This window comes from Saccharothrix sp. NRRL B-16314, from assembly GCF_000716595.1.
GTDB lineage: Bacteria > Actinomycetota > Actinomycetes > Mycobacteriales > Pseudonocardiaceae > Actinosynnema.
The window spans coordinates 17,892-42,768 of the sequence record NZ_JNXC01000026.1 but is presented as its reverse complement, the minus strand read 5'-3'; the positions used below and the strand labels follow the sequence as shown (position 1 = coordinate 42,768).

Here is a 24,877-nt window from a genome sequence, read left to right as displayed (position 1 = left end):
AGAGGACGTGCACGGTCCGCTCGTGGTTGCTTGCCCGTGATCGTGCCGCTTCAAACGGGCCGTCGCCGGGTGGATCGGTACCGGCTCCCCCGGACGGGCGGGACACCGGCGGCGCGGCGCCTCCCGGGCGATCGGGCGGTCGGACGACCGAGCCGCCGTCCACCACGCGTCGGCCATTAACCTGGGCGCATGGCGAAGAGCGCGGCGAAGCAGCCGGAGACGAGGCTGGGGCTGGTCCGCCGGGCGCGACGCATGGTGCGGGTCCTCGGTGAGGGTTACCCCGACGCGCACTGCGAACTGGACTTCGAGGACCCGTTGCAGCTCCTGGTCGCGGTCGTGCTCTCCGCGCAGACCACCGACGTCCGGGTGAACCTCGTCACGCCCGCGCTGTTCCGCCGCTACCCCACGGCCGCCGACTACGCCTCGGCCGACCGCGCGGAGCTGGAGGAGCTGATCAAGTCGACCGGCTTCTACCGGAACAAGGCGACGTCGCTGATCGGCCTGGGCTCCGCGCTGGTGGAGCGGTTCGGCGGCGAGGTGCCGGGCAACCTCAAGGACCTGGTGACGCTGCCCGGCGTCGGGCGCAAGACCGCGAACGTGGTGCTGGGCGACGCGTTCGGCGTGCCGGGGATCACGGTCGACACCCACTTCGGCCGGCTCGTCCGCCGCTGGGGCTGGACCGAGGAGGAGGACCCGGTCAAGGTCGAGCACGTCGTGGGCGCGCTGATCGAGCGCAAGGAGTGGACCCTGCTCTCGCACCGCACGATCTTCCACGGCCGCCGCGTCTGCCACGCCCGCACCCCCGCGTGCGGCGCGTGCCTGCTGGCGCCGCAGTGCCCGTCCTACGGCATCGGGCAGGTCGACCCGGTCAAGGCGCAGAAGCTGGTCAAGGGCGAGGAAGCACCGCACCTGATCGAACTCGCCGAGCGCGTGCGGGCGGGGGCGAAGCCGGCGTGAGCGTCGCAGCGCGGTGGGTCGTCGTCGCCCTGGTGCTGGCGGTGGCGGGTGTCGTCGCGCTGTGGCCGCGTTCATCGGAGAACGACCAGGCCGTGCCCACCCGGACGGCGCCGACGGCTGACCTGGGCGTCGTGCGCGGCCAGGCGGCGCTGCGGCCGTGCACCCGGGCGGACGGCCAGGGACCGCAGGCGCTGCGCGGCGTCACGGTCACGTGCCTCGGCGACGGGCAGCAGGTGGACATGGCTTCCGCTGCGTCCGGTCGGGTCCTGGTGAACTTCTGGGCGACGTGGTGCGTTCCCTGTCAGGAGGAGCTGAAGGTCCTGGACGCGTACGCGCAGGAGCCGGGCGCGGTGCCGGTGGTGGCGGTCCTGGTGGGGAGCAAGGAGGCTGACGGTCTGGAGCTGTTGGCGAAACTCGGCGTGCACCTGCCCGCGGTCTTCGACGAGGGCGACGGTGTGCGCAAAGCCCTGCGCGTGCCACCGAGGTTGCCCGTGAGCTACGTCACCGGGGTGGACGGGTCGTTCGCCGAGGTGACCGACCCCATCGCGTTCACGTCGGTCGACCAGGTGCGCGAGGTGGTCGGATGACGGCCCTGGTCGATCCGGACGGTGTGCCGGAGTGGATGGGCGGCCTGGTCAAGGCCACCGCCGACATCGACGCCCGCACGTTCACCCGCATCTCGCCGCCGCCGGACGGCACCGGACGTCCCGCCGCCGTGCTGATGCTGTTCGGCGACGGCGGTGCAGGCCCGGACGTGCTGCTGCTGCGCCGGGCCGACACCCTCGGCTCGCACCCCGGCCAGGTCGCCTTCCCCGGCGGCGCGGCCGACCCGACCGACGACGGGCCGGTGGACACGGCGCTGCGCGAGGCGTACGAGGAGACCGGTGTGCTGCGCGAAGGCGTCCGGCCGGTCGCCACGCTGCCGGAGCTGTACGTGCCGGTGTCCGGGTTCGTCGTCACGCCGGTGCTGGCGCACTGGGACGAGCCGTCGCCGGTCGCGCCGGTCGACCCGGGCGAGACCGCCGCCGTGGCGCGGGTGCCGATCGCGCACCTGGCGGACCCGGCGAACCGGTTCCGGGTGAGCCACCCGTCCGGTTACACCGGTCCGGCGTTCTCCGCGCCGGGGATGCTGGTGTGGGGCTTCACCGCCGGCCTGCTCAACGGGCTGCTCGCCCTGGGCGGCTGGGAACGGCCGTGGGACACCGCGGACGTGCGCGACCTCGACCTGGCCTTGCGTGCGACGGAGGTTCCGTGAACTGGGTTGACCTCCTGGTGCTGGCGCTCGCCGCCTTCGCCGCCGTGTCGGGCGCACGGCAGGGCATGGTCGTCGCGCTGCCCGCCTTCGTCGGCGTCCTGATCGGACTGGTCCTCGGCACGCAGCTCGCGCCGCTGGCGGTGGCGCAGTTCGACAACGTGGTGACCAAGGTCGTGTTCGCGGTCGGCATCGTGGTGCTGCTGGTCGCGCTGGGCGAGACGCTCGGCGTGTACGTCGGCCGCATCATCAAGCCCCGGGTCAACTCCAGTCCGCTGCGCGGCGCGGACAACGCGCTGGGCGCGATCGTGCAGGGCGCCGTGGTGTTCGTGGTGGCGTGGATGATCGCGCTGCCGCTGACCATGGTCGCGGGCCTGCCGTCGCTGGCCAAGGCGCTGAACCAGTCGGTGATCCTGTCCACGGTGGACGACACCATGCCGCAGGCGGCGCGGACGTTGGCCGACGACCTCCAGAACCTGTTCGACGTGTCGGGCTTCCCGGCCGCGGTGGACCCGTTCAACCAGATGCCGTTGAAGGAGGTCGGCCCGCCGGACCCGGGGCTGAGCTCGAACCCGATCGTGCAGCAGCTGCGGCCCAGCGTGCTGAAGGTGCGCGGACGCGCGCCGTCGTGCTCGCGCGCGTTGGAGGGCACGGGTTTCGTCATCTCGCCCGAGCGCGTGATGACGAACGCGCACGTCGTCGCGGGCACCACCGAGGTCACGGTGGAAGTCGGGCTCGGCCAGTTCGACGCCACGGTCGTGCACTACGACCCGCAGACGGACATCGCGATCCTCGCCGTGCCGGACCTGGAGGCCGTGCCGCTGGAGTTCCGCACCGACGAGATCGCGCAGGGCGAGGACGGGATCGTGCTCGGCTACCCGCTGGACGGCCCGTACACGGCGTCCGAGGCGCGGGTCCGGGAGCGGATCCCGATGCTGCGCGGGCCGGACATCTACGACGCGCAGACCGTGACGCGGGAGGTGTACACGGTGCGGGCGAAGGTGCGCAGCGGCAACTCCGGCGGCCCGCTGGTCGACCCGCAGGGCCGGGTGATCGGCGTGGTGTTCGGCGCGGCCGTCGACGACCAGGAGACCGGTTTCGTGCTGACCGCGCAGGAAGTCGCGCAGGAGGTGGCGGACGCGCCGACGATGGTGCGGCGCGCGTCCACCCAGACCTGCGCGTCCTGATCAGACCTTCGCCAGGAAGTCGGTGACGATCCGGCTCGTGGTCTGGGGCGCTTCCTGGTGCGGGAAGTGACCTACCTCCGGCACCACCTGGAACGACGAGCGGGCACCCGTCCAGATGCCCGAGTCGGACGCCGTCGTCTGGAGCATCACCGGGTCGAGCGCGCCGTGCACCTGGAGCACCGGCACCTCCAGCCGGCGGTCGACGGCCTCGGCGAACCGGCGGCCGTCGCCGCGCAGCTGGGAGCGCACCGCCCAGCGGAAGTACTCCATCGAGCTGTGCGCGACGCCCTGCACCAGGACGGCCTCCCGGTTGCGCCGCACCACCTCGTCGAACTCGGGCGACACCGTCCACTTAGGACCACCCCACGCGCCGAGCAGGCCGGCCACCGCCGCGCCGCCGTCCTTGGTCAGCCACCGCTCCGGGTACATCGGCAGCTGGAAGCGGAACAGGTGGGCGCTGGCCCGGCCCTGGTGCCGCGGGTGGCGCCGGATCGCGCGGCGCAGCGCCAACGGGTGCGGCGCGGAGACGGCCGTCACCGAGTAGACGAGGCGGGGGTGCATGGCGCCGACCGTCCACGCCAGCATGCCGCCCCAGGCGTGGCCGACGAGGTGCGCGCGCGGTTCGCCGAGCGCCTTCACCAGGCCCGCGACGTCACCGGCGAGCGTGAACCCGTCGTACCCGCGCGGTGGTTTGTCCGAGTCGCCGTAGCCGCGCAGGTCGACGGCGACGGCCCGGTAGCCCGCCTCGGCGATCGCGACCAGCTGGTGCCGCCACGACCACCAGAACTCCGGGAAACCGTGCAGCAGCAGCACGAGCGGACCTTCGCCCAGCTCGGCGACGTGCAGGCGGATGCCGTTCGCGGACACGTCGCGGTGCGCCCAGGGGCCGGGCACCCGAGCGGTCGACGGGTCGGGCAGCCGCACGGCGCGGTTCAGTGGCCTTCGCCGCGGTGGCGGAGGGCCGCGACGGTGTCCTTGGCCGACGCGATGGTCCGCTGTGGCGCACGCAGCTTCTTCATCTTCCGCACGCCGAGGGCGACCAGCAGCCCCACCGTGGCGATCACGACGACGAACACGATCAGGAACGACAACGACAGCGGGAAGTCGAACAGGTCGTGCAGCGCGTGGGCCAGGGTCATGAAGAGCAGGATGAGGGCGAACGGCAGCACCGCCAGCGCGAGGATGAAGTAGACGCTGCCCCGCACGCCCTTCTTGATCTCGCCCGCGACCTCGGACTTGGCCAGCTCGACCTCGGCCCTGAGCAACGTCGACAGGTGGGCCGTCGCATCGCGCACCAAGCCGCCGATGGACGTTTCCTCCGCGATCTTGACCGCGCTCTCCGCGGTCAACGGGATCGACGGAACAGGTGGCAGTCCGCTGCCGTTGGTGGTCTCCCGAGCGCTGGTCACCGGTTCATCGTGCCATGCACCGCCCACCGGGGCTCCACGACTGGCTGATGTCCGCGATTCTCCGCCGATCCCGGCCGGTTCAGGCGTCGTCGTCGGCGCGCTGGTGCACCCGGTTGCGCCGCACCAGCAGCACCGCGGCCAGCAACGAGGCCGCCAGCGACGCCAGCAGCACGGCCGCCTTGGCCTGTTCGGCGGCGGCGCCCTCCAGGGCGAGGTCGGAGATCAGCAGGCTCACCGTGAACCCGACGCCGCCGAGCATGGCGACCGCGACGATGTCCCGCGGTCCGGCTCCGCTCGGCCACACCGCGGCCTTGAGCAGCACCGCCAACGCGGACGCGCCGACGATGCCGACGAGCTTGCCCACCACCAGGCCCAGCATCACGCCGAGCGCCAGCCGGTCCGAGAACAACGCGCCCAGCGCCTCGCCGTTCACCGGCACGCCGGCCGCGAACAGCGCGAACACCGGCACCGCCACGGCCGCCGACCACGGCTGCAACCGGTGCTCCAGCCGCAGCGCGGGCGCTTCGTGCTCGTAGTTGTCCTTGCGCACGCGGGTCAGCAGGGCCAGCGCGACGCCGGCGATGGTGGCGTGCACGCCCGCCGCGTGCACGGCGACCCACGTGCCCACCGCGATCGGCACGTAGAGCCAGGGTGTCGTCACCCGCTTGTGCTGGAGGAACGCGTAGAGCGCCAGCAACGCCACCGCAGCCGCCGCCGCGACCAGGTTGAACGTCGCCGTGAACAGCACCGCGATCAGCACGATCGCACCGAGGTCGTCCACCACGGCGAGGCTGAGCAGGAACAACCGCAGGCTGTTCGGCAGGCCCGACGCGGTGATCGCCAGCACGCCCAGCGCGAACGCGATGTCCGTGGCCACCGGGATCGCCCACGCCCGTTCGATCCCCGGCTCGCCCCAGCCGACGCCGAGCGCGATCGCCGCGGGCACGACCATGCCGCCGACCGCCGCCACCACCGGCAGGATCGCGGCCTTGAAGTCGTTCAGCTCGCCGATCACGAGCTCGCGCTTGAGCTCCAGCCCGGCGACGAAGAAGAAGATCGCGAGCAGGCCGTCCTTGGCCCAGTCGCCGACGCTCAGGCTCAGGTGCAGCGACTCCGGCCCGAGGTGGAAGTCACGCAGCGCGGTGTACGCGCCGGACAGGGGTGAGTTCGCCCAGATCAACGCCACGGCGGTCGCGGCCAGCAGGATCATGCCGCCGACCGTTTCGGTGCGCAGGTAGCGCGCGAACTCGGTGGCGGCGTTCCGCTTGCGACTCGTCAAGATCCACTCCGGTGCGTCGGGTACGGCTCATCCTCGTGCCGACCAGACTTCCCGGCTCACCCCCACGACCCTAGCAACGCGAAAGGGGTGTCCACCACTCGGTGAACACCCCTCCCAACCCCTGGTCAGTCCTCTGCGGCGCCCGACTTGAGGCCCCTGGAGATCAGGTCCATCACCGACGAGTCCGCGAGCGTGGTCACGTCGCCGACCTGCCGGTTCTCCGCCACGTCCCGCAGCAGCCGGCGCATGATCTTGCCCGAGCGGGTCTTCGGCAGCTCCGGCACGACCATGATCTGCCGCGGCTTCGCGATCGGGCCGATCTCCTTGGCCACGTGGTCGCGCAGCGCCTTGATCGCCGCCGCGCCGTCCGAGCCCTCGGCCGCGCCGCCGCGCAGGATCACGAACGCCACGATGCCCTGGCCGGTGGTGGGGTCGGTCGCGCCGACCACCGCCGCCTCGGCCACCGTCGGGTGCGAGACCAGCGCGGACTCGACCTCGGTGGTGGAGATCCGGTGCCCCGACACGTTCATCACGTCGTCCACCCGGCCCAGCAGCCAGATGTCGCCGTCCGCGTCGTACTTCGCGCCGTCACCGGCGAAGTAGAAGCCCTGGTCGGCGAACCGGGACCAGTACGTGTCGCGGTAGCGCTGCTCGTCGCCCCAGATGCCGCGCAGCATCCCCGGCCACGGCTGGTCGAGCACCAGGTAGCCGCCGCCGCCGTTGGGGACCTCGTTGCCCTGGTCGTCCACGACCTTCGCGCTGATGCCGGGCAGCGGGCGCTGCGCCGAGCCGGGCTTGGCGGTCGTCGCGCCGGGCAGCGGGGAGATCATGATCGAGCCGGTCTCGGTCTGCCACCAGGTGTCCACGACGGGCGTGCTGCCCGCGCCGACGGTCTCCCGGTACCAGATCCACGCCTCGGGGTTGATCGGCTCGCCGACGCTGCCGAGCACGCGCAGCGTCGACAGGTCGTACTTGGCCGGGATGTCCGCGCCCCACTTCATGAACGTGCGGATCAGCGTCGGCGCGGTGTAGTAGATCGACACGCCGTACTTCTGCACGATCTCCCAGTGGCGGCCCTCGTGCGGGGTGTTGGGCGTGCCCTCGTAGACGACCTGCGTGACGCGGTTGGACAGCGGGCCGTACACGATGTAGCTGTGCCCGGTGACCCAGCCGATGTCGGCGGTGCACCAGTAGACGTCGGTGTCCGGCTTGAGGTCGAACACGTTGTAGTGCGTGTACGACGCCTGGGTCAGGTAGCCGCCCGACGTGTGCAGGATGCCCTTCGGGTTACCCGTGGTGCCCGAGGTGTAGAGGATGAACAGCGGGTGCTCGGAGTCGAACGCCTCCGGCGCGTGCTGGTCGGACTGGCGCTCGACGAGGTCGTGCCACCAGACGTCGCGACCCTCGGTCCAGTCCACTTCGCTGCTCGTGCGCTTGACCACGAGCACGTGCTCGACGCTCTTCGCCTTCGACACGGCCTCGTCCACGGCCGGCTTGAGCGCCGCCGGGTTGCCGCGCCGGTACTGGCCGTCGGTGGTGATCACCAGCTTGGCCTGGGAGTCCTCGATGCGGGTGCGCAGCGCCTCGGCGGAGAAGCCGCCGAACACGACGCTGTGCATCGCGCCGACGCGCGCGCACGCGAGCATGGAGAAGATGGCCTCGGGCACCATCGGCATGTAGATGGCGACCCGGTCCTCCGCGCCGACACCCAGCTCGACCAGGGCGTTGGCCGCCTTGGAGACCTCGCGCTGCAGCTCGGCGTAGGTGATGGCGCGGCTGTCGCCGGGCTCACCCTCCCAGTGGATGGCGACCTGGTCGCCGTGGCCGGACTCGACGTGCCGGTCGACGCAGTTGTACGCGACGTTCAGCTTGCCGCCGACGAACCACTTGGCGAACGGGGCGTCCGACCAGTCCAGGACCCGGTCCCACTTGGTGTCCCAGGACAGCCGCTCGGCCTGCTTCGCCCAGAACGCCTCGCGGTCGGCGCTCGCCTCCTCGTACAGCGCGGCGGTCGCGTTGGCCTGCGCGGCGAACTCCTCGCTGGGCGGGAACGTCCTGTGCTCGGTCGACAGGTTGTCCAGGGCGGCTTGCGGCTCTGTCATGGTGGGCGGACCTCCTGAATCCGTGGGGGTGCGGCACCGACCGTAGTGCGATCGAGGTCACTGTGCACCCAAAAGGTTCAGACCAATTTCGGCGGATTGGGAAACGCGTGGGTAACTGTGTAACCCGTGGCACGCCCGCTGACCACCGCGATTCCGCCGAACGACACCTAGGCTGCGACCAGCGGCACACTCCGTGACTCGCGTCACGTGGTCAGGGCGGCCCTCGCAGCCGGCCACTCGGCCGCCGTCATCGAGTACACGACGGTGTCGCGCAGAGTTCCGTCCGGACGGACGCGGTGCACCCGGAGGACGCCTTCGCGGGTCGCGCCGAGGCGTTCGATGGCCCGCTGGGAGCGTTCGTTGCGGAGGTCCGTGTGCCAGCCGACGCGAAGCGCGCCCAGGTCCTCGAAGGCCCGTCGGAGCAGCAGGAGCTTGGCGTCGGTGTTGAGGGCGGTGCGCTGCCAGCGCGTGCCGATCCAGGTGTGTCCGATGTAGAGGCCGCGGTGCTTCGGGTCGATCTCGTAGTACGACGTCGTGCCGGCGACCTCGTTCGTGCGGGGGTCGATCTGGGCCCACGCCAGGCGGGTCGGGTCGGCCAGGCTCCGCTCGACGTACGCGCGGGTCTCGTCGACGGTGGTGGGGTGGGGTGTGCTGAGCCAGGTCCAGACGTCCGGGTCCTTGCCCGCCTCGTGCAGGCCCTCGACGTGGTCGGGGGTGAGGGGTTCGAGGCGGACGTGGTCGCCGGCGAGCACCGGGCGGTCGTACCAGTTCATGCCCCGGACGGTAATGCGGTGTAGTGGCTATCTCAGATAGCCAGTTTGAGGTTGTTTCAGATAGCCACTTACCGGCGAGTAGTGTTCTGCGGCGTGACCGATCCGCTTGCCCCGCTGCTGGACCTGCCCGGTGTGGCCGACGCCGTCGCCGCCGCGCGTGACGCCGTGTTCCAGGTGCACCGGCACCGGGTGAACCTGCGCGGCTGGGCGACCACCGCGGCCGAGGCGTCCGTGCGCGCCGCCCGTGCGTCGGCGGCGTTGGACGGCGGGCCGACCGCCATCCCAGCCGACGGGTCGGTGACCGACCCCGTGCTGGCCGGTGCGCTGCGGGTGGCGGAGGCGTTGGGCGTGGTGCTGCCGACGTGGCAGCGGGCGCCGATGCAGGCGTTGGCGCGGTTGCACGTGCTGGCGGGTGCGGACCTGGGCGGTGAGCTGGGGCGACCGCGGGCCGAGCCGGGGATGTCCGAGCGGCTGGACCTGCTGGCGAACCTCGTCACCGGCGGCACGTCCGTTCCCGGTCCCGTGCTGGTGGCCGTGGTGCACGGGGAGCTGATGTCGCTGGCGCCGTTCGAGACGGCCAACGGGGTGGTCGCGCGTGCCGCGTCCCGCTTGGCGTCGATCGCCGGCGGGTTGGACCCGAAGTCGTTGGGCGTGCCCGAGGTGATGTGCCTGCGCCGTCAGAACGACTACTCGGCCGCCCTGCACGGCTTCTCCACCGGTGACCCCGAGGGCGTCACCCGCTGGCTCCTGTTCTGGTGCGAGGCCGTCGAAGCCGGCGCCCGCGAAGCCCGCAGCATCGCCGACACCGCCACCCCCTGACCCCGTGAGTCCTACGTTCCCGTCCCGTGAGTCCTACGTTCGGAACGCGTGAGTCCTACGTTCGGGACGGGTGAGTCCTACGTTCGGAACCCCCGAATTCAACGCTCGGGACACATGGCCGGTTCTGAGCGTTGAACTCGGGGGTCCTGAACGTAGGACACGGTTGTTCTGAACGTAGGACTCACGGGTCCTGAACGTAGGACTCACGGGTTAGAGGAGGGTTTTCAGGGTGTCGGCGGCGCGTTCGGCGTCCGCGAAGGTGTTGTAGAGCGGGGCGAAGCCGAAGCGGAGGACGTCGGGCGGGCGGTGGTCGCCGATGACCTGGCGCTCGATCAGCTGCGTCATGATCCGCTTCGCCTCCGGGTGGCGCAGCGAGACCTGGTGGCCACGCCACTCGTCCCGCGGAGTGATCAACTCGAGGCCCGGCAGGTCCTCCACCAACGAGATGAAGTGCGAGGTCAGCCGCAAGCCCTTGGCCCGCACATCGGCCAGCTCGACGTGGTCCCAGACGTCCAGGGCGGCGTCCAGCGCGAGCATCGAGATGATGTCCGGCGTGCCGACGCGGGCCCGGGTCACGCCGGGGTCGGGTGTGTACTCCGGCGCCATGGCGAACGGCACCTCGTGGCCCGTCCACCCGGTCAGCGGCTGCTCGAACGCGGACTGGCCGGCCTTCGGCACGTAGATGAACGCGGGCGAGCCGGGACCGCCGTTGAGGAACTTGTACGTGCAGCCCACGGCCAGGTCGACGCCGAGCGCGTCCAGCTCGATCGGCAGCACGCCCGCGCTGTGGCACAGGTCCCAGACGACCTTCGCCCCCACCGCGTGCACCTGCTCGGTCAGCCGCGCCATGTCCAGCAGCCGACCCGTCCGGTAGTCGACGTGGTTCAGCAGCACGACCGCCGTGGTGTCCCGCAGGTCCAGCTCCTCCGGCGGCGCCGCCCGCAGCGCGAGCCCCGTCAGCTCCGACACCGACCGCGCGATGTACCCGTCCGTCGGGAACGTGCCCTCGTCCACGACGATCTCCATGCGGTCGGTGTTGCGCACCGCCCCCATCAACGCCTTGAACAGGTTCACGCTGGTCGAGTCCGCCACGACGACCTGCCCCGGCGCGGCGCCGACGAGCCGTCCGACCCGGTTTCCGACCCGTTCCGGCGCCTCCCACCAGCCCTCCGACCAGCTGCGGATGAGCCGCCGGCCCCACTGGTGGCGCACCACGTGCTGCACCCGTTCGGCCACGGCCTTCGGCGGCGCGCCCAGCGAGTTGCCGTCCAGGTACACGACGTCGTCGTCGAGGTCGAACAGGTCGCGGATGTGCGCCAACGGGTCGGGTGGGCTCGTCATACGTGACTCCTGGCCGTCCACAGCTCGGGGAAGACCGAGCGTTGCGTGCGCTTCTCCAACCACGCAACTCCCGCGGAGCCGCCGGTGCCGGTTTTCGCGCCCATCGAACGACGGGTCGCGAGCAGGTGGTCGTAGCGCCAGCGGGCGAACTCCTCGGCGATGTCGGTCAACGCCTCGCCGAGTTCGAGCAGGTCACCGGACCCGCTGCGGTAGATGTCCGCCCACGCGGCCTCCACGTCGGCACTCGGCTCGTAGGGCCCGCTGACGTCGCGTTCGAGGACGTGGGACGGGATCGGCAGGCCCTGGCGGTGCAGGAAGCCGAGCACCTCGTCGTACAGGCTCGGCTCGCTGAGCAGCTTCTCGAGCGCGTCGTGCTGCTGCGGCACGGCGCGGTGCGGCACGAGCATCGACCGGGACTTCTCGCCGAGCAGGAACTCCACCTCCCGGTACCGGCCGGACTGGAAGCCGGAGCCCTCGCCGAGCGCGTCGCGGAACGAGTTGAACTCGGCCGGCGTCATCCGGGCGATGGGCCGCCACGCCGCGTTGAGGGCCTGCATGTGCAGTTCGCTGCGGCGCAGGGTGCGGACCGCGGCACGCACGTCGTCGGCGCGCAGCTCCTTCTTGGCCTGCCGCCACTCGAAGCACAACAGGCCGAAGTACAGCTCCATGACCTGGGTGATCACCAGGAACGACATCTCGCGCGGGTCTTCGGACCACTGCTGTTGCAGCGAGTGCAGCACGGAGGCGTGCACGTAGTCCTCGTAGGGCGTCGTGCCGCCGAAGTCGAGTTTGGGTGCGACCGGGCAAGTCATGTCGTCATCATGACTCGGCGTTCGAGTGATCTGAATGGCCATCGAACGGTGTTTGAGCCCGAACTTCTTATGATCACGAGGCGATTCCCGGAGTAGCTTTGCAGTCGTGAGCATCGAACTGGATCACGTGGATTGGGCGCTGTTGGAAGCCCTCCAAGAGGACGCCCGGCTGTCGTACAACGAGCTGGCGCGGCGGGTGCACGTCTCGCCGCCGACGGTCGCGCAGCGAGTGCGACGGCTGGAGAACGCGGGTGTCATCACCGGCTACCGCGCGACCGTCGACCCCACGGCGGTGGGGCGGTCGGTGGTCGCCCTAGTGCGGATGAAGTGCTACGGGCCGCGGTGCATCACGGTGCACCCGGAGCTGCTGGACGACTGCCCCGAGGTGGTGGAGGTGGTGCGGCTGACGGGCGACATCTGCTCGGTGGTGAAGGTGGTGACCACGTCGATCAGCGAGCTGGAACGGCTGCTCGTGCGGCTGGGCGGCTACGGCGAGACGTCCAGTGCCATGGTGCTGTCGACGCCCATCCCGTGGCGCCCGGTGCTACCCGGCTGAACCCCCGGCCCGGGGGCCCAGCCGGTCGGACGTCAGGTGGCCGGACCCGGCATCAGCTGGCCGAGCGCTTGCCGGACGTGCCCTTGCGTGCGTTCTAATGCCTCTGCAGCGCGCGCCGCGGGCACGTTGGTCAACAGGTGCACCAGAGCGACCTTCAGGTCGCCGCCCGCGTCGGCCAACGCGGTCGTGCACTCCGACTCGCCCAGACCCGTCGCCTCACGCAGGATGCGCACCGTCCGGCCGCGCAGCTTCGCGTTGGTGGCCCGCATCGAGACCATCAGGTTCGAGTACGTGCGGCCGAGCCGGACCATCACCGCGGTGGAGAACGACGTCAGCACCAGCTTCTGCGAGGTGCCCGCCTTCATCCTGGTGGAACCGGCGATCGCCTCCGGACCGGTGTCGACCGCGATCAGCACGTCCACCTCGACCGGCGCGGGCGCGGTCGGGTTGTTGGACACCAGGACGGTGTGCGCGCCCATCGTGCGGGCCTGTTCCAGCGCGGCCACCACGAACGGCGTGCGTCCGGACGCCGTGACGCCCAGCACCAGGTCGCCCGCGGCGGCGTGCCGGCGGATCTCGGCGGCGCCGTCGGACCCCTGGTCCTCCACGTCCTCCACGGCGTTGACCAGCGCGTCCCGGCCGCCCGCGTGGTGGGCGACGAACCAGTCCGGCGGCGCGTTGAACGTCGGCACCAGCTCGGCGGCGTCGAGCGTGGCCAGCCGGCCGGACGTGCCCGCGCCGACGTAGTGCACCCGGCCGCCCGCGCGCAGCGCGCCGACGGCGAGGTCGGCGGCACGGGCCAGTTCCGGCAGCACGGCCGCTACCGCGTCCGGGACCAGTTGGTCCTCGGCGTTGATGAGGCGGAGCACCTCCAGCGTGGAGAGCCGGTCGATGTCCTGGGTCCGCGGGTTCCTGGCCTCGGTGGGGGATTCCACGCGGACCGCGACATCGTGCCGGTGCGGCGTCATTTACCGGACTCCCGGCGCCGCCTGCCATCCGGTCGGGCACCCAGGCGGTGCCCGGACACCGCGTCGTACGTCGCTTCGAGGGCCATCTTGGCGCTGTCCACGTGCCGTTGCGCGACGCCGATGAACAGGCAGTCGATCACGGTCAGCTGGGCGATGCGGCTGGCCATCGCGCCCGAGCGGAACGTGGTCTCGCGTGCCGCCGTGGTCAGCACGTGGTCGGAGACCTCGCTGATCGGCGAACGCGGGAAGTTGGTCAGCGCCACCGTGGTCGCGCCGTGCTCCTTGGCCACCCGCAGCGCCTCGACCGTCTCCGACGTGGAGCCGGTGTGCGAGATGCCGACCGCCACGTCCGCCTTGGTCAGCACGGCGGCGGACGTGAGCGCGATGTGCGTGTCGTTCCACGCGAAGCAGATACGCCCTATCCGGTGCAACTTCTGCTGGAGGTCGAACGCCACGAACGCGCTGGCGCCGAAGCCGTAGACGTCTACCCTGCCTGCGCCGGCGACCGCCTCGACCACGGCCTCCAGCGTTTCCACGTTCAGCTGCTCGGCGGTCTCCTCGACCGCTCGAGCGTCCGCGAACGCCACTTTGCCCACCACCTGACGCATGTCGTCGCCCGGACCGATGTCTCCGCCCAGGTCGCGGTCGGTGCGCATCGACGTGCGGGCCGTATCGGCCGCCAGCGCTATGCGCAGTTCGGGGTAGCCGCCGACACCGATCGCCTTGCAGAACCGGGTCACCGTTGTCTCGCTGGTGCCCGCGGCCTCCGCGATTTCGGTGATGCTGCGGTGTGCGACGGTCGCCGGGTTGTCCAGCACCACCTTGGCGACCCGTTGTTCCGCGCGGGCCAGGCCGGGCAGGAGTGAACGGATCTTGACAAGGGGACTGGAGTCGGCGTGACTTTCGGTGGACACGTGGGAAACTTACTAACCGCTCAACGTACGGTCAACGGAAGGTGGGTCTAACTCACCCCAAACGTGACCGGATCTCACCACTTGGTGGATCACGCCGGCGGCATGTCACTAACGGTCCGCGGCCCACCACCCTTCGGCGCGCAAACCCGCTGGTTCGCGCTCTGCGTCGAGTGCCACGCCCTGCTCGTCGGTGATTCGCACGGCGTCCACGTACACGCCGCGCCCGCCGTAGCCCGTGCCCTGGACGTACCGCCAGCGGTACTGCGCCGCCGATGCCGCCTCGACCTCGACCTTGTGCCACCGCCGCTGCCCGTAGCCGGCCAACACCTGGACATCGCGCCAGGTGGTGCCGTCGTTAGTCGCCTCGACCACGACCTTGTCGCCGGGGTCCAGGTCCACGAACGCCCAGAACGACAACCGCTGCGTCTCCGACCGCTGCGGGAGGTCACGGGTCGTGAGCGTGCCGCCGTTCGTGTCGGGGGCCCACGCCGTGCCGTGCCGCGGCCTCACCGCCAGTGCCTGCGCCAGGCCGTTGGCCACCGCGCGCCGGGCCGGGTTGATCGAGCCCCAGTTCCGGCTCGGGTGCACCCGGTTGGTCAGCAGGATCGCGATCGACCGCGACAGCGGGTCCAGCACCAGCGTGGTGCCCGTGTATCCGGTGTGCCCGGCGGCCCTCGGCGACGTCAGCGCGCCCATGTACCAGCGCTGGTCCAGCTCGAAGCCGAGGCCGTGCGAGTTGCCCGGGAAGGCCTGGTTGAAGTCCGTGAGCATCAGCTCGACGGTGCCCTCCTCCAGGATCCGGCCGCCCGCGTGCACGCCGCCGTTGAGGATCGCCTGGCCGAGCACGGCCAGGTCACGCGCGGTGGAGAAGACGCCCGCGTGACCCGCGACCCCGCCGAGCGACCAGGCGTTCTCGTCGTGCACCGAGCCGCGGATGATGCCCCGGCCCGCCTGGTACTCGGTGGCCGCGATCCGGTCGAGCTTCGCCGCCGGCGGGTTGTAGCCGGTGTCCACGAGGCCGAGCGGCGCGGTGATGTCGTCGCGGACGACCTCGTCCAGCTTCTTGCCCGACCACTTCTCGACCAGCAGGCCGAGGGTGATCAGGTTCAGGTCCGAGTACACGTACGTGGTGCCGGGCGTGCTGCGCGGCTTCGTGTCCATCACGGCCTTGATCCGCGACGGCACGTCCGGGTACTGCGACCACAGCGGCAGCCAGGCCACCAGGCCGGACGTGTGCGTGAGCAGCTGCCGGACGGTGATCGACTCCTTGCCGTTCACGCCGAACTCCGGCAGGTGCCGGGCCACCGGGTCGTCCAGCCCGAACCGGCCGAGCTCGTGCTGCCGCATCACCACGATCGAGGTGAACAGCTTCGAGATCGACGCCAGGTCGAAGATCGTGTCCCGGGCCATCGGCACGCGCTCGGCCTCGGGCAGCTCGGTGCCCGCGCCGTCGGAGTAGCGGACCGCCCAGCCCGTCGGCTCGTGGGTGACCACCACGCCGTCGTGCGCGAACAGCGTGACGGCGCCCGCGAACATCGGGTGGCCGGTCGCGTCCGCGATGGTGTAGCGCTGGACCTGCGCCAGCGCGGCGTCCAGCGGGGCCGGGTCGAGTCCCACGTGCTCGGGGGTACCCGGTCGCAGCACGCTGCTCGCCCAGCCCTGGTGCGGCTGGTCGAAGCGGGCCTCGCGGCCCTCGGCGTGCGCCGGCAGGGTGAGGCCCACCGCCATGGTCGTCGCGATCAGCAGGGCAGGGATGCGCATCGCTGTCTCCCTCTACCGGTAGCTCAGGTACGGCGCGCGGGTGCGCTCGAAACCGGCCAGCTCGTCGGCCCAGGCACCGACCACGTCGTCGGTGCCCGCACCCGCGTCGACCATGAGGCGCAGCCGGTCGGAGCCGCTGAGCTTGTCGATGTAGTGGTCCGGGCGCCAGGCGAAGACCTGCGGGTAGCGGGCCTTCGCCGTGACGATCATGGCCACGGCGGTGCGGGGCGCGTCGAACGCGTGCGGGTCGGTGAGGTGCAGGGCGACACCGCCGCACAGCTTGTTGGCGAACTTGTTGAACGTCGGCGTGAAGTAGGTCTCGCGGAACCGGACGCCGGGCAGGCCCAGCGCGTTGAGGTCCTCGGCCCAGCGCCAGTCCAGGCCCGGCGCGCCGATCGTCTCGAACGGGCGGGTGGTGCCGCGGCCCTCGGAGAACACGAGCCCTTCGAACAGGCACGTGCCGGGGTAGACCAGCGCGGTGTCCTGCGTGGGCACGTTCGGGCTCGGCGGCACCCACGGCAGGCCGGAGTGCAGGTCGCTGCGCTTCCAGCCCTTCACGTCGACCACTTCGAGGCTGCTCACCCGGCCGCCGTCGGTGGGCAGGAACTCGCCGTCGAACAGGCGTGCCAGCTCGCCGATGGTCATGCCGTGCTGCTGGACGATCGGCTTGCGGCCGACGAAGGTGGCGTAGGCGGGGTCGAGCTGCGGGCCGCGGGCCGTGCCGCCGACCGGGTTGGGGCGGTCGAGCACGACGAACCGCGTGCCGGTCGCGGCGGCGGCCTGCATGACCGCGTACATGGTCCAGATGTAGGTGTAGAAGCGCGCGCCAATGTCCGCGATGTCGAACACGAGCGTGTCGACGCCCGACTTGGCGACCATGTCGGCGATCTTGGCGACGTTCGCGCCGTAGGTGTCGTAGACCGGGATGCCGGTGCGCGGGTCGAGGTAGTTGCCCTCCGAGCCACCGGCCTGGGCCGTGCCGCGGAAGCCGTGCTCGGGCCCGAACGCGGCCTGCGGCCTGATCCCGGCGGCCACCATCGAGTCGACGATGTGGGTGTGGTCGCGCAGCACGCCGGTCGGGTTGGTGACCACGCCGACCTTGTGGCCGGCGAACCGCTGCCAGCCGTCCCCGGCCAGCTGCTCGGCGCCGGTGTGGACGGTGCGCGGGCGGTCCGGGTGGTCGGGGTTGTCGGTGCTCGCGCCGCTCTCGGTGGCGAAGGCGCCGAGAGCGGGTACGGCGAGCGCGCCGGCGAGGAAGTGCCTGCGGTCCATCCTGATCACCAGTCCATGCCGTGGCCGAAGGGGTACGGGGTCGGTCCGGGCACCGCGACGGGGAGCCGGCCCGCCGGTGACACCTCGCCGGTGATCACCCTGGCCAGCGACTCCATCGAGCCCGCGCCGTAGGAGTAGGTGGCGAGCCAGGTCGGCGCGGCGGTGTGCGCCACGTCGTACGGGTTCCGCACGGCCACCGCGACGACCGGTTTGCCGGTGGCCAGGAGCCTGGTCAGCAGGGTTTGCTGCGCGGGCTGGCCGGACAGCGCGTTGGTGAGCACCACGACCACGTCCGCGTTGGCCGACGCCTGGACGACGGCGGTGATCTGCGCCTGGGTCGGCGCGGTGCCGGTGGGCATCGCCGTGCCGCCGAGGGTGGTGGCCAGGGTGCGGGTCGTCGTCTCGCCCCAGCCGGTGACCAGCGCGGCGGTCGGCTTGGCCCGCAGCGGCAGCACGCCCGCGTCGTTGCGCACGGCGGTGATGGTGCGGTCGGTGATCCGCCGTGCGGCGGCCAGGTGCTCCGGCGTGCCGAGGGCGGCGTCGACCTGGTCGAGGTCCACCTGGCGCCCGTTCAACATGCCGCGCAGGAACTTCATCCGCAGCACCCGCAGCACGCTCTGGTCGATCCGCTGCTCGGTCAGCTCACCGCTGCGCACGGCCGCGAGGACGCTGGTGAACGCCTCCTCCAGCTTCACCGGCATGAGCAGCTGGTCGACGCCCGCTTTCAGCGCCAGGACGGGGATCTCGGCGTCCGGGTGCAGCTGCCGCACGCCCGCCATGGCGAGCGAGTCGGTGATCACCACGCCGTCGTAGCCCAGGTCTTCGCGCAGCAGGTCGAGGACCGGCTTGGACAGCGTCGCCGGCTCGCCCGACGGGTCGATCTTCGGCATCCGGATGTGCGCGGTCATGATCGAGTCGATGCCCGCGTCGATGGCGGCCTTGAACGGCGGTGCGTCCAGTTCGCGCCACTCGTCGGCGGTGCGGTCGACCTTCGGCAGCGTGGTGTGGCTGTCCTCGGCCGTGTCGCCGTGGCCGGGGAAGTGCTTCGCGGTGGCGCTGACCGCGTGCGGCGACAGGAAGTGGCCCTGGTAGCCGCGGACCTGGGCGGCGGTCAGCTCGGCCGCCAGCGCCGGGTCACCGGAGTAGGAGCGCACGCCGATGACCGGGTTCTGCGGGTTCGAGTTGACGTCCGCGTCCGGCGCGAAGTTCTGGTTGATGCCCATGGCGCGCAGCTCGCGCGCGGTGATCGCGGCGGCCTGCTCGGCGTCTTCGGCGCTGCGGCCGGCACCCAGTGCCATGTTGCCGGGGAACTGGGTCGCGGGCGCGCCGATCCGGGTGACGATGCCCATCTCCTGGTCGACCGAGATGGCCAGGGGGATGTCGCTCGCCCGCTGGACGCCGTTGGAGAGCGCGGCGATCTGGCGCGGCGTGTCGATGTTGTCGTAGCTGGAGTTGTTGAAGTAGATGACGCCGCCGGGCTGGAACTTCGCCACCACTTCGGCCGGGGTGGCGACACCGAAGTCCCGCACGTTGCCGGGGTGCGCCTCGTCGGGCGACTGGCCGTGCAGGTAGGTGACGAACAGCTGGCCGACCTTCTGCTCCAGCGACATGCCCCTGAGCAGGGTGGTGACGTTCCGGGCCTCGTCCGGAGCGGCTTGCGCCGGTGTTGTCACTGCGGTGACTGCGGAAGCCGCGGCCAAGGCGACGGCGACGAGCGGACGGAGCACGACGGCCTCCAATGGGAATCTTCCACCACTAAGTGGTGCGGTTCGCAAGTTACCCACGTCACAGGGGTGGGTCAACGGGTTCGTTCGGTGGACCAGTGTGCGGAGGGGGTCCGACAGTTCCGGGGTCTCGGGCGTCACCCAGTCGGGCATTGTTCGGAGGTTCCGGCGGCACGGCGGTTCGTCGGTTCACGGAACAAGTGCGCAGCACAAAGACGGTGGGGCCCCTCGTGAGGGGCCCCACCGTCGTCAGCGCGGGCTTGCGAGTTACCAAGCGTGCAACTCGTGTCGTACCAACCTGGCCTCGGCGTCCGGCGTCCCGGTACGCAGGCCCTAGACGACAAGCCTCCCGCGGCGTGCTGCGCGTGGGTGTCTCGAAGTCCGCGCACGGAGCTCTGCCGGGGTGGACGCCGCTTCTCCTCCGCTTCGTCCCTGGCCGACCCGAGGTCCGCACTTCCTTTGTAGTAGGTGTTCGGCGTCACAGCAAGGGCTCGATGGGGTGCACCGGTCAAGCGACGTTCAGTAGCGGAAAGGCTTTTGTGACAGCGGTTTCACGTCGGTGCGCGCGGTCGGTACCGCTGACCGGGGCAAGGCCGGGTGAATCAGCTCCGGCGCCGCCTGCGCAGGCCGTACCAGGCCACGCCCGCGGCCGTCGCGGCCCCCAACCCGATCGCGGTGACGGCCACCGCGGTGCCGGACGGGCGCGGGATGCGGGCGCGCAGGGACACCGGGTCGGAGAACGTCAGCGACGGCCACCCGCGCTGGACCGCGACCTTGCGCAGCGCGCGGTCCGGGTTGACCACCGTGGGGTGGCCGACGGCCTCCAGCAGCGGCAGGTCGCTGATCGAGTCCGAGTACGCGTAGCAGCGGCTCAGGTCGTAGTCGTGCTGCTCGGCGAGCTGCTTGACGGCGATCGCCTTGTTCTCGCCGGCGCAGTAGAAGTCCACCTCGCCCGAGTAGCGGCCGTCGGCGACCACCATCCGCGTGCCGACGCTGTGCGTGGCGCCGACCATGGTGGAGATGGGCGCGACCAGCTCCTCGCCCGAAGCGGACACCACGACCACGTCGTGGCCTTCGGTCTGGTGGTCGGTGATGAGCTGGGTGGCCTCCTTGTAGACGAGGGGGTCGACGATGTCGTGCAGCGTCTCCTCGACGATCGAGCGCACCTGCTCGACGTCCCAGCCCTGGCAGAGCGCGGTGATGTGCGAGCGCATCCGGTCCATCTGGTCGGCGTCGGCGCCGGCCAGCATGAAGACGAACTGCGCGTAGGCGCTCTTGAGCACCGCACGCCGGTTGATCAGGCCCTCTTGGAAGAAGGGCCGGCTGAACGCCAGCGTGCTCGACTTGGCGATGACGGTCTTGTCCAGGTCGAAGAACGCGGCGACTCGACTGCCTTCGGTGGCGTGCTCGGTCACCGGTCCAGCTTAAGGCGGGGCAGCCGGTACCGACCGCCGACAGCAGTTCGCCACTTTACGAACTGAGTGTGCGGTCGCGAAATTTCCGTGTCCCTCTAACGTGAACACACGCATGACCGTGTCTCGTGGGGATACAGTAGACGGGTCCGGCTCGACCGGACAGGTTCAGTCCGACCCCCCGGGACTGAACCAATGACGACCCCCGTCCCTCCCCCCTGGCGGGGGTCGTCCCATGTCCGGAGTCGGTTTTCCCGGGCCTTCGCGCTGGACCTCCGCGCACTTGCACCCCTTCTTGCATCGACACCCGATCTTCTTCCGCCGCGTCCGCGTCCGGCCCGTCCCGGCGTCTTTGCACCCGTTCGTGCGGCCTCTGGTTGTCCACAGCCCCTCCGGTTGTCCACATCTTGATCATGAACCGTTGTGTCCTTCCTCACCGCTGACCACGGTGGAACCCGGAGATCCACGACGGGGAGGGCGCGATGAAGCGACCGGTGGCCTTGGTGGCCGGAGCGGTTCTGGTGGACGAGGTGCTGCACGCGGCGGCGGTCGTCGGCTGCGAGGTGGAGCGCGTGGTCGACGTGACGGCGTTGCGCCCTCGTTGGCACGGCGCTCCGGCGGTGGTGCTGGACGAGGAGGCCGTGATCGCGTGCGCGGCGGCGGGGTTCCCGCGCAGACCGGGTGTCCACGTCGTCGGAGCGGGGCTTCCTGATCCCGCGACCTGGCGGCGCGCGCTGGCGCTGGGCGCGGAGCAGGTGTTGGAGCTGCCCGGCGACCACGACCGGCTGCGGGCGGTGCTCGCCGACGCGGACGAGGGCGATCCGGTCGGGGACGGCAAGGTGCTGGCGGTCCTCGGCGCGCGTGGGGGTGCGGGAGCGTCGGTGCTGGCGGTGGCCGTGGGCCAGGCGGTGCTGTCCGCCGGCGGCCACGGGTTGCTGGTCGACTGCGATCCGTTGGGCGGCGGGTTGGACCTGACGTTGGGCGCGGAAGGGCAGGAAGGGCTGCGGTGGCCCACGTTGCAGCTGACCGGCGGCCGTGTCCCGGCGGCGGCTCTCCGTTCCGCGTTGCCCGGCCGCACGGGCAGGCGCGGCAGCCTGACGGTGCTGTCCTGCGGCCGGACGGGGCCGGGTCCGGAGCCGGACGCGGTGGTGGCGGTGATCGAGGCGGGCAGGCGCGCCGGTGGCACGGTCGTGTGCGACGTGCCGCGCCAGCTGACGGGTGCGGCGTGCGCGGCGCTCGACCGGGCCGACCTGGCGGTGCTCGTGGTGCCGGCGGACGTGAAGGCGTGCATGGCGGCCAAGACGTTGGTCGAGCAGGCCGGTGAACGCGGTGTGCCGCTTGTCGCGGTCGTGCGCGGGCCGGCACCCGGCGGTCTGTCCACCGCGCAGGTGGTGGCGGCGGTGGGTGTGCCGCTGCTGACGGCCATGCGTCCGGAGCCGGGGCTCGCGACGGCGCTGGATCAAGGCCGTTTCCCCGAGACCGGTCGTGGTCCTCTGGCGAAGGCGGCGCGGGAAGTCCTGGCGGTGCTCCATGGCGTGTGACCGCAGGCCGACCTTGAAGCGGCACCCCCGGTTCCGGCCGGTGCCGGTGTTCCGGACCTGCCGTCCGGTGCTCCTGTCGACCCTCATGCTCGCCGAACTGTCCCTGTCCGATCGGCCGTTGCTCGCTTCGCGCGTGACGGCGGTCGGAGCCGGCGGCGCGTTGGTCGAGGCGGCGCAGGAGGTGTTGGCGGTGCGCGCTTCTCGTGCGCTGCAAGGCGCGGTCGAAGGAGGCGGACCGTGAACGAACTCGTGGAACGGGTTCGGCAGCGCCTGGCCAACGGGCGTGCCGACCTCACCTCGGCGGCCGTCGCGGCGGCGGTGCGCGGCGAGGCCGGCGGGGTGCTGGGTGACGAGGACGTGCAACGGGCGCTCACCGTGCTGCGCCAGGAGTTCGTCGGCGCCGGCCCGCTCGAACCGCTCCTGCGCGACCCGGACACGACCGACGTCCTGGTCACCGGGCCGGACCAGGTGTGGGTCGACGGCCTCACCGGCCTGCGCCGCACGGACGTGACGTTCCCGGATGAGGCGGCCGTGCGGAGACTCGCCCAACGGCTCGCGGTGGCCGCCGGCCGGCGGTTGGACGATGCCGCGCCGTACGTCGACGGGTGGTTGCCGGGTTCGGTGCGGCTGCATGCCGTGCTGCCCCCGATCGCGCCGTTCACGTGCTTGTCGCTGCGCGTCCTGCGGCCGGCCGTGCACGACCTGGCGGCGTTGGTCGCGTGCGGCACGTTCGACCAGCCGACAGCTTCTCTTCTGCGGGCGATCGTGGTGTCGCGCCAGGCGTTCCTGGTGGTCGGCGGCACGGGTTCCGGGAAGACGCGACCCACTCTATGACACCCTTCCGGCATGAGCACAACCCGTTGCGCGATCTATGCCCGAATCAGCGAAGACCGCGAGGGCGCGCACCTCGGTGTTGATCGTCAGGTGGCGGACTGTCGCGAGTTGGCCGCCCGGCTGGGTTGGCATGTGGTGCATGTCTTCACCGACAACGACATCTCGGCGTACTCGGGGAAGCCGAGGCCGGGCTACCGGGCCTTGCTCGCCGCGATGCGCGACGGCGAGATCGGCGGCGTGCTCGCCTGGCATACCGACCGATTGCACCGCAACGTCCGGGAACTCCTCGACTACATCACTACGAGCAACGCGGGCGGCGTCGACACCCACACGTGCCGGGCCGGTCAGCTCGACCTGACGACCCCGACAGGCCGGGCGTCGGCGATCACCCAAGCCGCGTGGGCCGCGCAGGAGAGCGAGCACAAAGCCGACCGGGTCCGACGCGCCCGCCTGGAGGCGGCCCGGGAGGGCCGTTGGCAGGGCGGCGCGAGGCCGTTCGGGTTCGGGGCCGACGGGGAGTCCCTGAACCCGGCGGAGGCCGCCGAGATCGTCAAGGCGGCGGAGGTGATCCTGGCCGGTGGGAGCCTGCGCAGCGTCGTGCGCGACTTGAACATGCGGGGCGTGCGGACCACGTTCAACAAGGACGAGTGGTCCACGATCGCGTTCCGCGACGTGCTGCTCCGGCCGCGCAACGCGGGCCTGGTCGTCTACCGAGGCGCGATCATGGAGGGCGTCAAGGGGCGCTGGCCCGCGATCCTCCCGGAGCCGACGTGGCGCGCGCTGGTGGCCGTGCTCACCGACCCGGCCCGGCGGACCAACGGCGCGAACAACCAGGTCCGGTGGTTGGGCAGCGGCCTGTACCTGTGCGGCGTGTGCGAGCAGCCCACGCTCCGTGCCAGCGTCGCCGGGGGCTCGCGCGCCCCCGCCTATCGCTGCTCGTCGCGGGAACGGCAGATCACCGGGCCGCACGTGAGCCGCCGCGCCACGGTCGTGGACGAGGTGGTGGAGCGCGTCCTGGTGGAGAAGCTGTCCAGGCCGGACGCGGTGGGCCTGCTCCGGCGTCGCGCCGACGCGGTGGACGTGGCCGCGCTCAACACAGAGATCCAGGCGGTTCGCCACCAGCTCGACGCCCTGGACGACGACTTGGACGCGGGCGCGATCAGCCGCGTCCGCTGGGCACGCCGCAACGAGCGGCTGAAGGCCCGCCTGGACGAGCTGGACAAGGCGTTGGCCGGCGCGGTGCGCGTGGACCCGCTGGCCGGGGTCGCCGGCGCACCCGACCTCCACACGGTGTGGTTCGGGACCCTGCCGGACCGGTCGGACGGCCTCGACCTCGGACGCCGCCGGTCGATCCTCGACGCGGTGGTCACGATCACGATCCACCGGCAGAAGCCGGGCCGCAGGGCCGACGGCGGGTACTTCGATCCGGAGTCGATCACGTTCGACTGGAGGGACGCGCGGTGACCGGCTGGGGTGAGGTGCGGCTGGTGTGCACGTGCGGCCGGACCGGTCGCCGGCCGCGCCGGATCGAGCTGTTCGAGCTGCTGGACGGCGCGTGGACCGGCGAGCACTGCGGACCCCTGGCCGACGGGCCGACCCTGCCGGACACCCAACACCCGGAGGACGCGTTGCCAGGCAAAGGGCACTCGCGCGTGTTCCAGCGGCCCGGCGGCGCGGTGTGGCGCGGACGCTGCCCCACGTGCTCGGCGACGGGGGACCGGCGCGGGTCGGCGACCCTGCCCGTGGATGCGTTGACGGCGCTTCTGGACGCCTGGGAGGCGGCCGGGGGCGGGCGGCTCGACCTGCACGACATGACGCACCACCCGGAGCGTCTTCACGCCGTCGTGGGCGACCGCGGATAGCTTTAGCCCTAGAGCTAAGGCGGTCGGCGCGGACGCCGCCTCACCCCAGTGCCGCGCAGCATGGTCCTTCGGGAAGCCGCCCCGCATCGCGGGCGCGCGAGC

General features: G+C 71.5%; 23 protein-coding genes and 1 pseudogene. 11 read left to right on the top strand and 13 right to left on the bottom strand.

Annotated elements, in window-relative coordinates; all coding sequences use genetic code 11:
* Positions 1-189: 189 nt before the first annotated feature.
* From nth to OQ02_RS29665, 4 genes are read left to right on the top strand one after another with little or no spacing between them, the layout of a single operon-like run.
* On the top strand, positions 190-957 hold the full coding sequence (gene nth / locus OQ02_RS29680) for an endonuclease III (protein ID WP_033441931.1): 768 nt from the start codon (positions 190-192) through the stop codon (positions 955-957).
* Positions 954-1,544 (top strand): TlpA family protein disulfide reductase, encoded by a 591-nt coding sequence (locus OQ02_RS29675; protein WP_033441930.1) that lies wholly within the window; start codon positions 954-956, stop codon positions 1,542-1,544. Before nth ends, OQ02_RS29675 begins: the two co-directional genes overlap by 4 nt.
* Positions 1,541-2,212 carry an NUDIX hydrolase gene (locus OQ02_RS29670; protein WP_033441929.1) on the top strand — a complete coding sequence of 224 codons (672 nt, stop codon included), beginning with the start codon at positions 1,541-1,543 and terminating at the stop codon, positions 2,210-2,212. Before OQ02_RS29675 ends, OQ02_RS29670 begins: the two co-directional genes overlap by 4 nt.
* Positions 2,209-3,396, top strand: coding sequence for a MarP family serine protease (locus tag OQ02_RS29665; RefSeq protein WP_033441928.1), 1,188 nt, complete (start codon positions 2,209-2,211; stop codon positions 3,394-3,396). Before OQ02_RS29670 ends, OQ02_RS29665 begins: the two co-directional genes overlap by 4 nt.
* On the opposite strand, the gene OQ02_RS29660 is transcribed toward OQ02_RS29665, so the two are convergent.
* From OQ02_RS29660 to OQ02_RS29640, 5 genes are all read right to left on the bottom strand, one after another.
* Positions 3,397-4,320, bottom strand: a complete 924-nt coding sequence (locus OQ02_RS29660; RefSeq protein WP_033441927.1) for an alpha/beta fold hydrolase — start codon at positions 4,318-4,320, stop codon at positions 3,397-3,399. It lies immediately after the preceding gene.
* Between the two features lie 8 nt (positions 4,321-4,328).
* Complete coding sequence (locus OQ02_RS29655) at positions 4,329-4,805, bottom strand: phage holin family protein (RefSeq protein ID WP_033441926.1); 477 nt, start codon at positions 4,803-4,805, stop codon at positions 4,329-4,331.
* Between the two features lie 79 nt (positions 4,806-4,884).
* A complete protein-coding gene (nhaA, locus tag OQ02_RS29650) occupies positions 4,885-6,084 on the bottom strand; it encodes a Na+/H+ antiporter NhaA (protein ID WP_033441925.1) in 1,200 nt (399 codons plus the stop codon).
* 125 nt (positions 6,085-6,209) lie between these two features.
* Positions 6,210-8,186: an acetate--CoA ligase gene (gene acs / locus OQ02_RS29645; protein ID WP_033441924.1), complete on the bottom strand. Its 1,977-nt coding sequence runs from the start codon at positions 8,184-8,186 to the stop codon at positions 6,210-6,212.
* Positions 8,187-8,389: 203 nt separating this feature from the next.
* The gene (locus tag OQ02_RS29640) at positions 8,390-8,959 is read right to left on the bottom strand and encodes a GNAT family N-acetyltransferase (protein WP_033441923.1); all 570 of its coding nucleotides are present in this window, start codon (positions 8,957-8,959) and stop codon (positions 8,390-8,392) included.
* Positions 8,960-9,052: 93 nt separating this feature from the next.
* On the opposite strand from OQ02_RS29640, the gene OQ02_RS29635 reads away from it, so the two are divergent.
* Positions 9,053-9,778 carry a hypothetical protein gene (locus tag OQ02_RS29635; RefSeq protein ID WP_033441992.1) on the top strand — a complete coding sequence of 242 codons (726 nt, stop codon included), beginning with the start codon at positions 9,053-9,055 and terminating at the stop codon, positions 9,776-9,778.
* Between the two features lie 210 nt (positions 9,779-9,988).
* Here the strand turns inward: OQ02_RS29635 and kynU are convergent, their stop codons facing one another.
* Positions 9,989-11,119 carry a kynureninase gene (kynU, locus tag OQ02_RS29630; protein ID WP_033441922.1) on the bottom strand — a complete coding sequence of 377 codons (1,131 nt, stop codon included), beginning with the start codon at positions 11,117-11,119 and terminating at the stop codon, positions 9,989-9,991.
* Positions 11,116-11,931: a tryptophan 2,3-dioxygenase gene (locus OQ02_RS29625; protein ID WP_033441921.1), complete on the bottom strand. Its 816-nt coding sequence runs from the start codon at positions 11,929-11,931 to the stop codon at positions 11,116-11,118. The genes kynU and OQ02_RS29625 overlap by 4 nt, the downstream gene beginning before the upstream one ends.
* 106 nt (positions 11,932-12,037) lie before the next feature.
* Here OQ02_RS29625 and OQ02_RS29620 point away from each other — a divergent pair, with 106 nt between their 5' ends.
* Positions 12,038-12,487, top strand: coding sequence for an Lrp/AsnC family transcriptional regulator (locus OQ02_RS29620; RefSeq protein ID WP_197043558.1), 450 nt, complete (start codon positions 12,038-12,040; stop codon positions 12,485-12,487).
* A gap of 32 nt (positions 12,488-12,519) precedes the next feature.
* Here OQ02_RS29620 and murQ read toward each other — a convergent pair whose 3' ends face one another.
* The 6 genes from murQ to OQ02_RS29590 form a co-directional block, all read right to left on the bottom strand.
* The gene (gene murQ / locus OQ02_RS29615; RefSeq protein WP_033441920.1) at positions 12,520-13,455 is read right to left on the bottom strand and encodes an N-acetylmuramic acid 6-phosphate etherase; all 936 of its coding nucleotides are present in this window, start codon (positions 13,453-13,455) and stop codon (positions 12,520-12,522) included.
* A complete protein-coding gene (locus OQ02_RS29610) occupies positions 13,452-14,369 on the bottom strand; it encodes a MurR/RpiR family transcriptional regulator (RefSeq protein ID WP_051772944.1) in 918 nt (305 codons plus the stop codon). The genes murQ and OQ02_RS29610 overlap by 4 nt, the downstream gene beginning before the upstream one ends.
* A 108-nt stretch (positions 14,370-14,477) precedes the next feature.
* Positions 14,478-16,130 carry a serine hydrolase domain-containing protein gene (locus OQ02_RS29605; protein ID WP_033441919.1) on the bottom strand — a complete coding sequence of 551 codons (1,653 nt, stop codon included), beginning with the start codon at positions 16,128-16,130 and terminating at the stop codon, positions 14,478-14,480.
* A 12-nt stretch (positions 16,131-16,142) separates the two neighbouring features.
* A complete protein-coding gene (locus tag OQ02_RS29600) occupies positions 16,143-17,408 on the bottom strand; it encodes an exo-beta-N-acetylmuramidase NamZ family protein (RefSeq protein ID WP_033441989.1) in 1,266 nt (421 codons plus the stop codon).
* Entirely contained in the window at positions 17,408-19,129 is a 1,722-nt protein-coding gene (locus OQ02_RS29595) for a glycoside hydrolase family 3 protein (RefSeq protein WP_442973689.1), read from the bottom strand. The genes OQ02_RS29600 and OQ02_RS29595 overlap by 1 nt, the downstream gene beginning before the upstream one ends.
* A 599-nt stretch (positions 19,130-19,728) precedes the next feature.
* Positions 19,729-20,541 carry an HAD-IB family hydrolase gene (locus tag OQ02_RS29590; protein WP_033441918.1) on the bottom strand — a complete coding sequence of 271 codons (813 nt, stop codon included), beginning with the start codon at positions 20,539-20,541 and terminating at the stop codon, positions 19,729-19,731.
* Positions 20,542-21,020: 479 nt separating this feature from the next.
* Between OQ02_RS29590 and ssd the strand changes: the two genes are divergently transcribed.
* The 5 genes and pseudogenes from ssd (at position 21,021) to OQ02_RS29565 (ending at position 24,775) form a co-directional block, all read left to right on the top strand.
* Positions 21,021-22,079, top strand: coding sequence for a septum site-determining protein Ssd (gene ssd, locus OQ02_RS29585; RefSeq protein ID WP_033441917.1), 1,059 nt, complete (start codon positions 21,021-21,023; stop codon positions 22,077-22,079).
* On the top strand, positions 22,069-22,320 hold the full coding sequence (locus OQ02_RS29580; RefSeq protein WP_033441916.1) for a hypothetical protein: 252 nt from the start codon (positions 22,069-22,071) through the stop codon (positions 22,318-22,320). Before ssd ends, OQ02_RS29580 begins: the two co-directional genes overlap by 11 nt.
* Positions 22,317-22,898, top strand: a pseudogene (locus OQ02_RS29575) (ATPase, T2SS/T4P/T4SS family); the annotation flags it as partial. The gene OQ02_RS29580 and the pseudogene OQ02_RS29575, both read left to right, overlap by 4 nt.
* Positions 22,899-22,925: 27 nt before the next feature.
* The gene (locus tag OQ02_RS29570; RefSeq protein ID WP_033441915.1) at positions 22,926-24,377 is read left to right on the top strand and encodes a recombinase family protein; all 1,452 of its coding nucleotides are present in this window, start codon (positions 22,926-22,928) and stop codon (positions 24,375-24,377) included.
* The gene (locus tag OQ02_RS29565) at positions 24,374-24,775 is read left to right on the top strand and encodes a hypothetical protein (protein WP_033441914.1); all 402 of its coding nucleotides are present in this window, start codon (positions 24,374-24,376) and stop codon (positions 24,773-24,775) included. Before OQ02_RS29570 ends, OQ02_RS29565 begins: the two co-directional genes overlap by 4 nt.
* Positions 24,776-24,877: the final 102 nt, after the last annotated feature.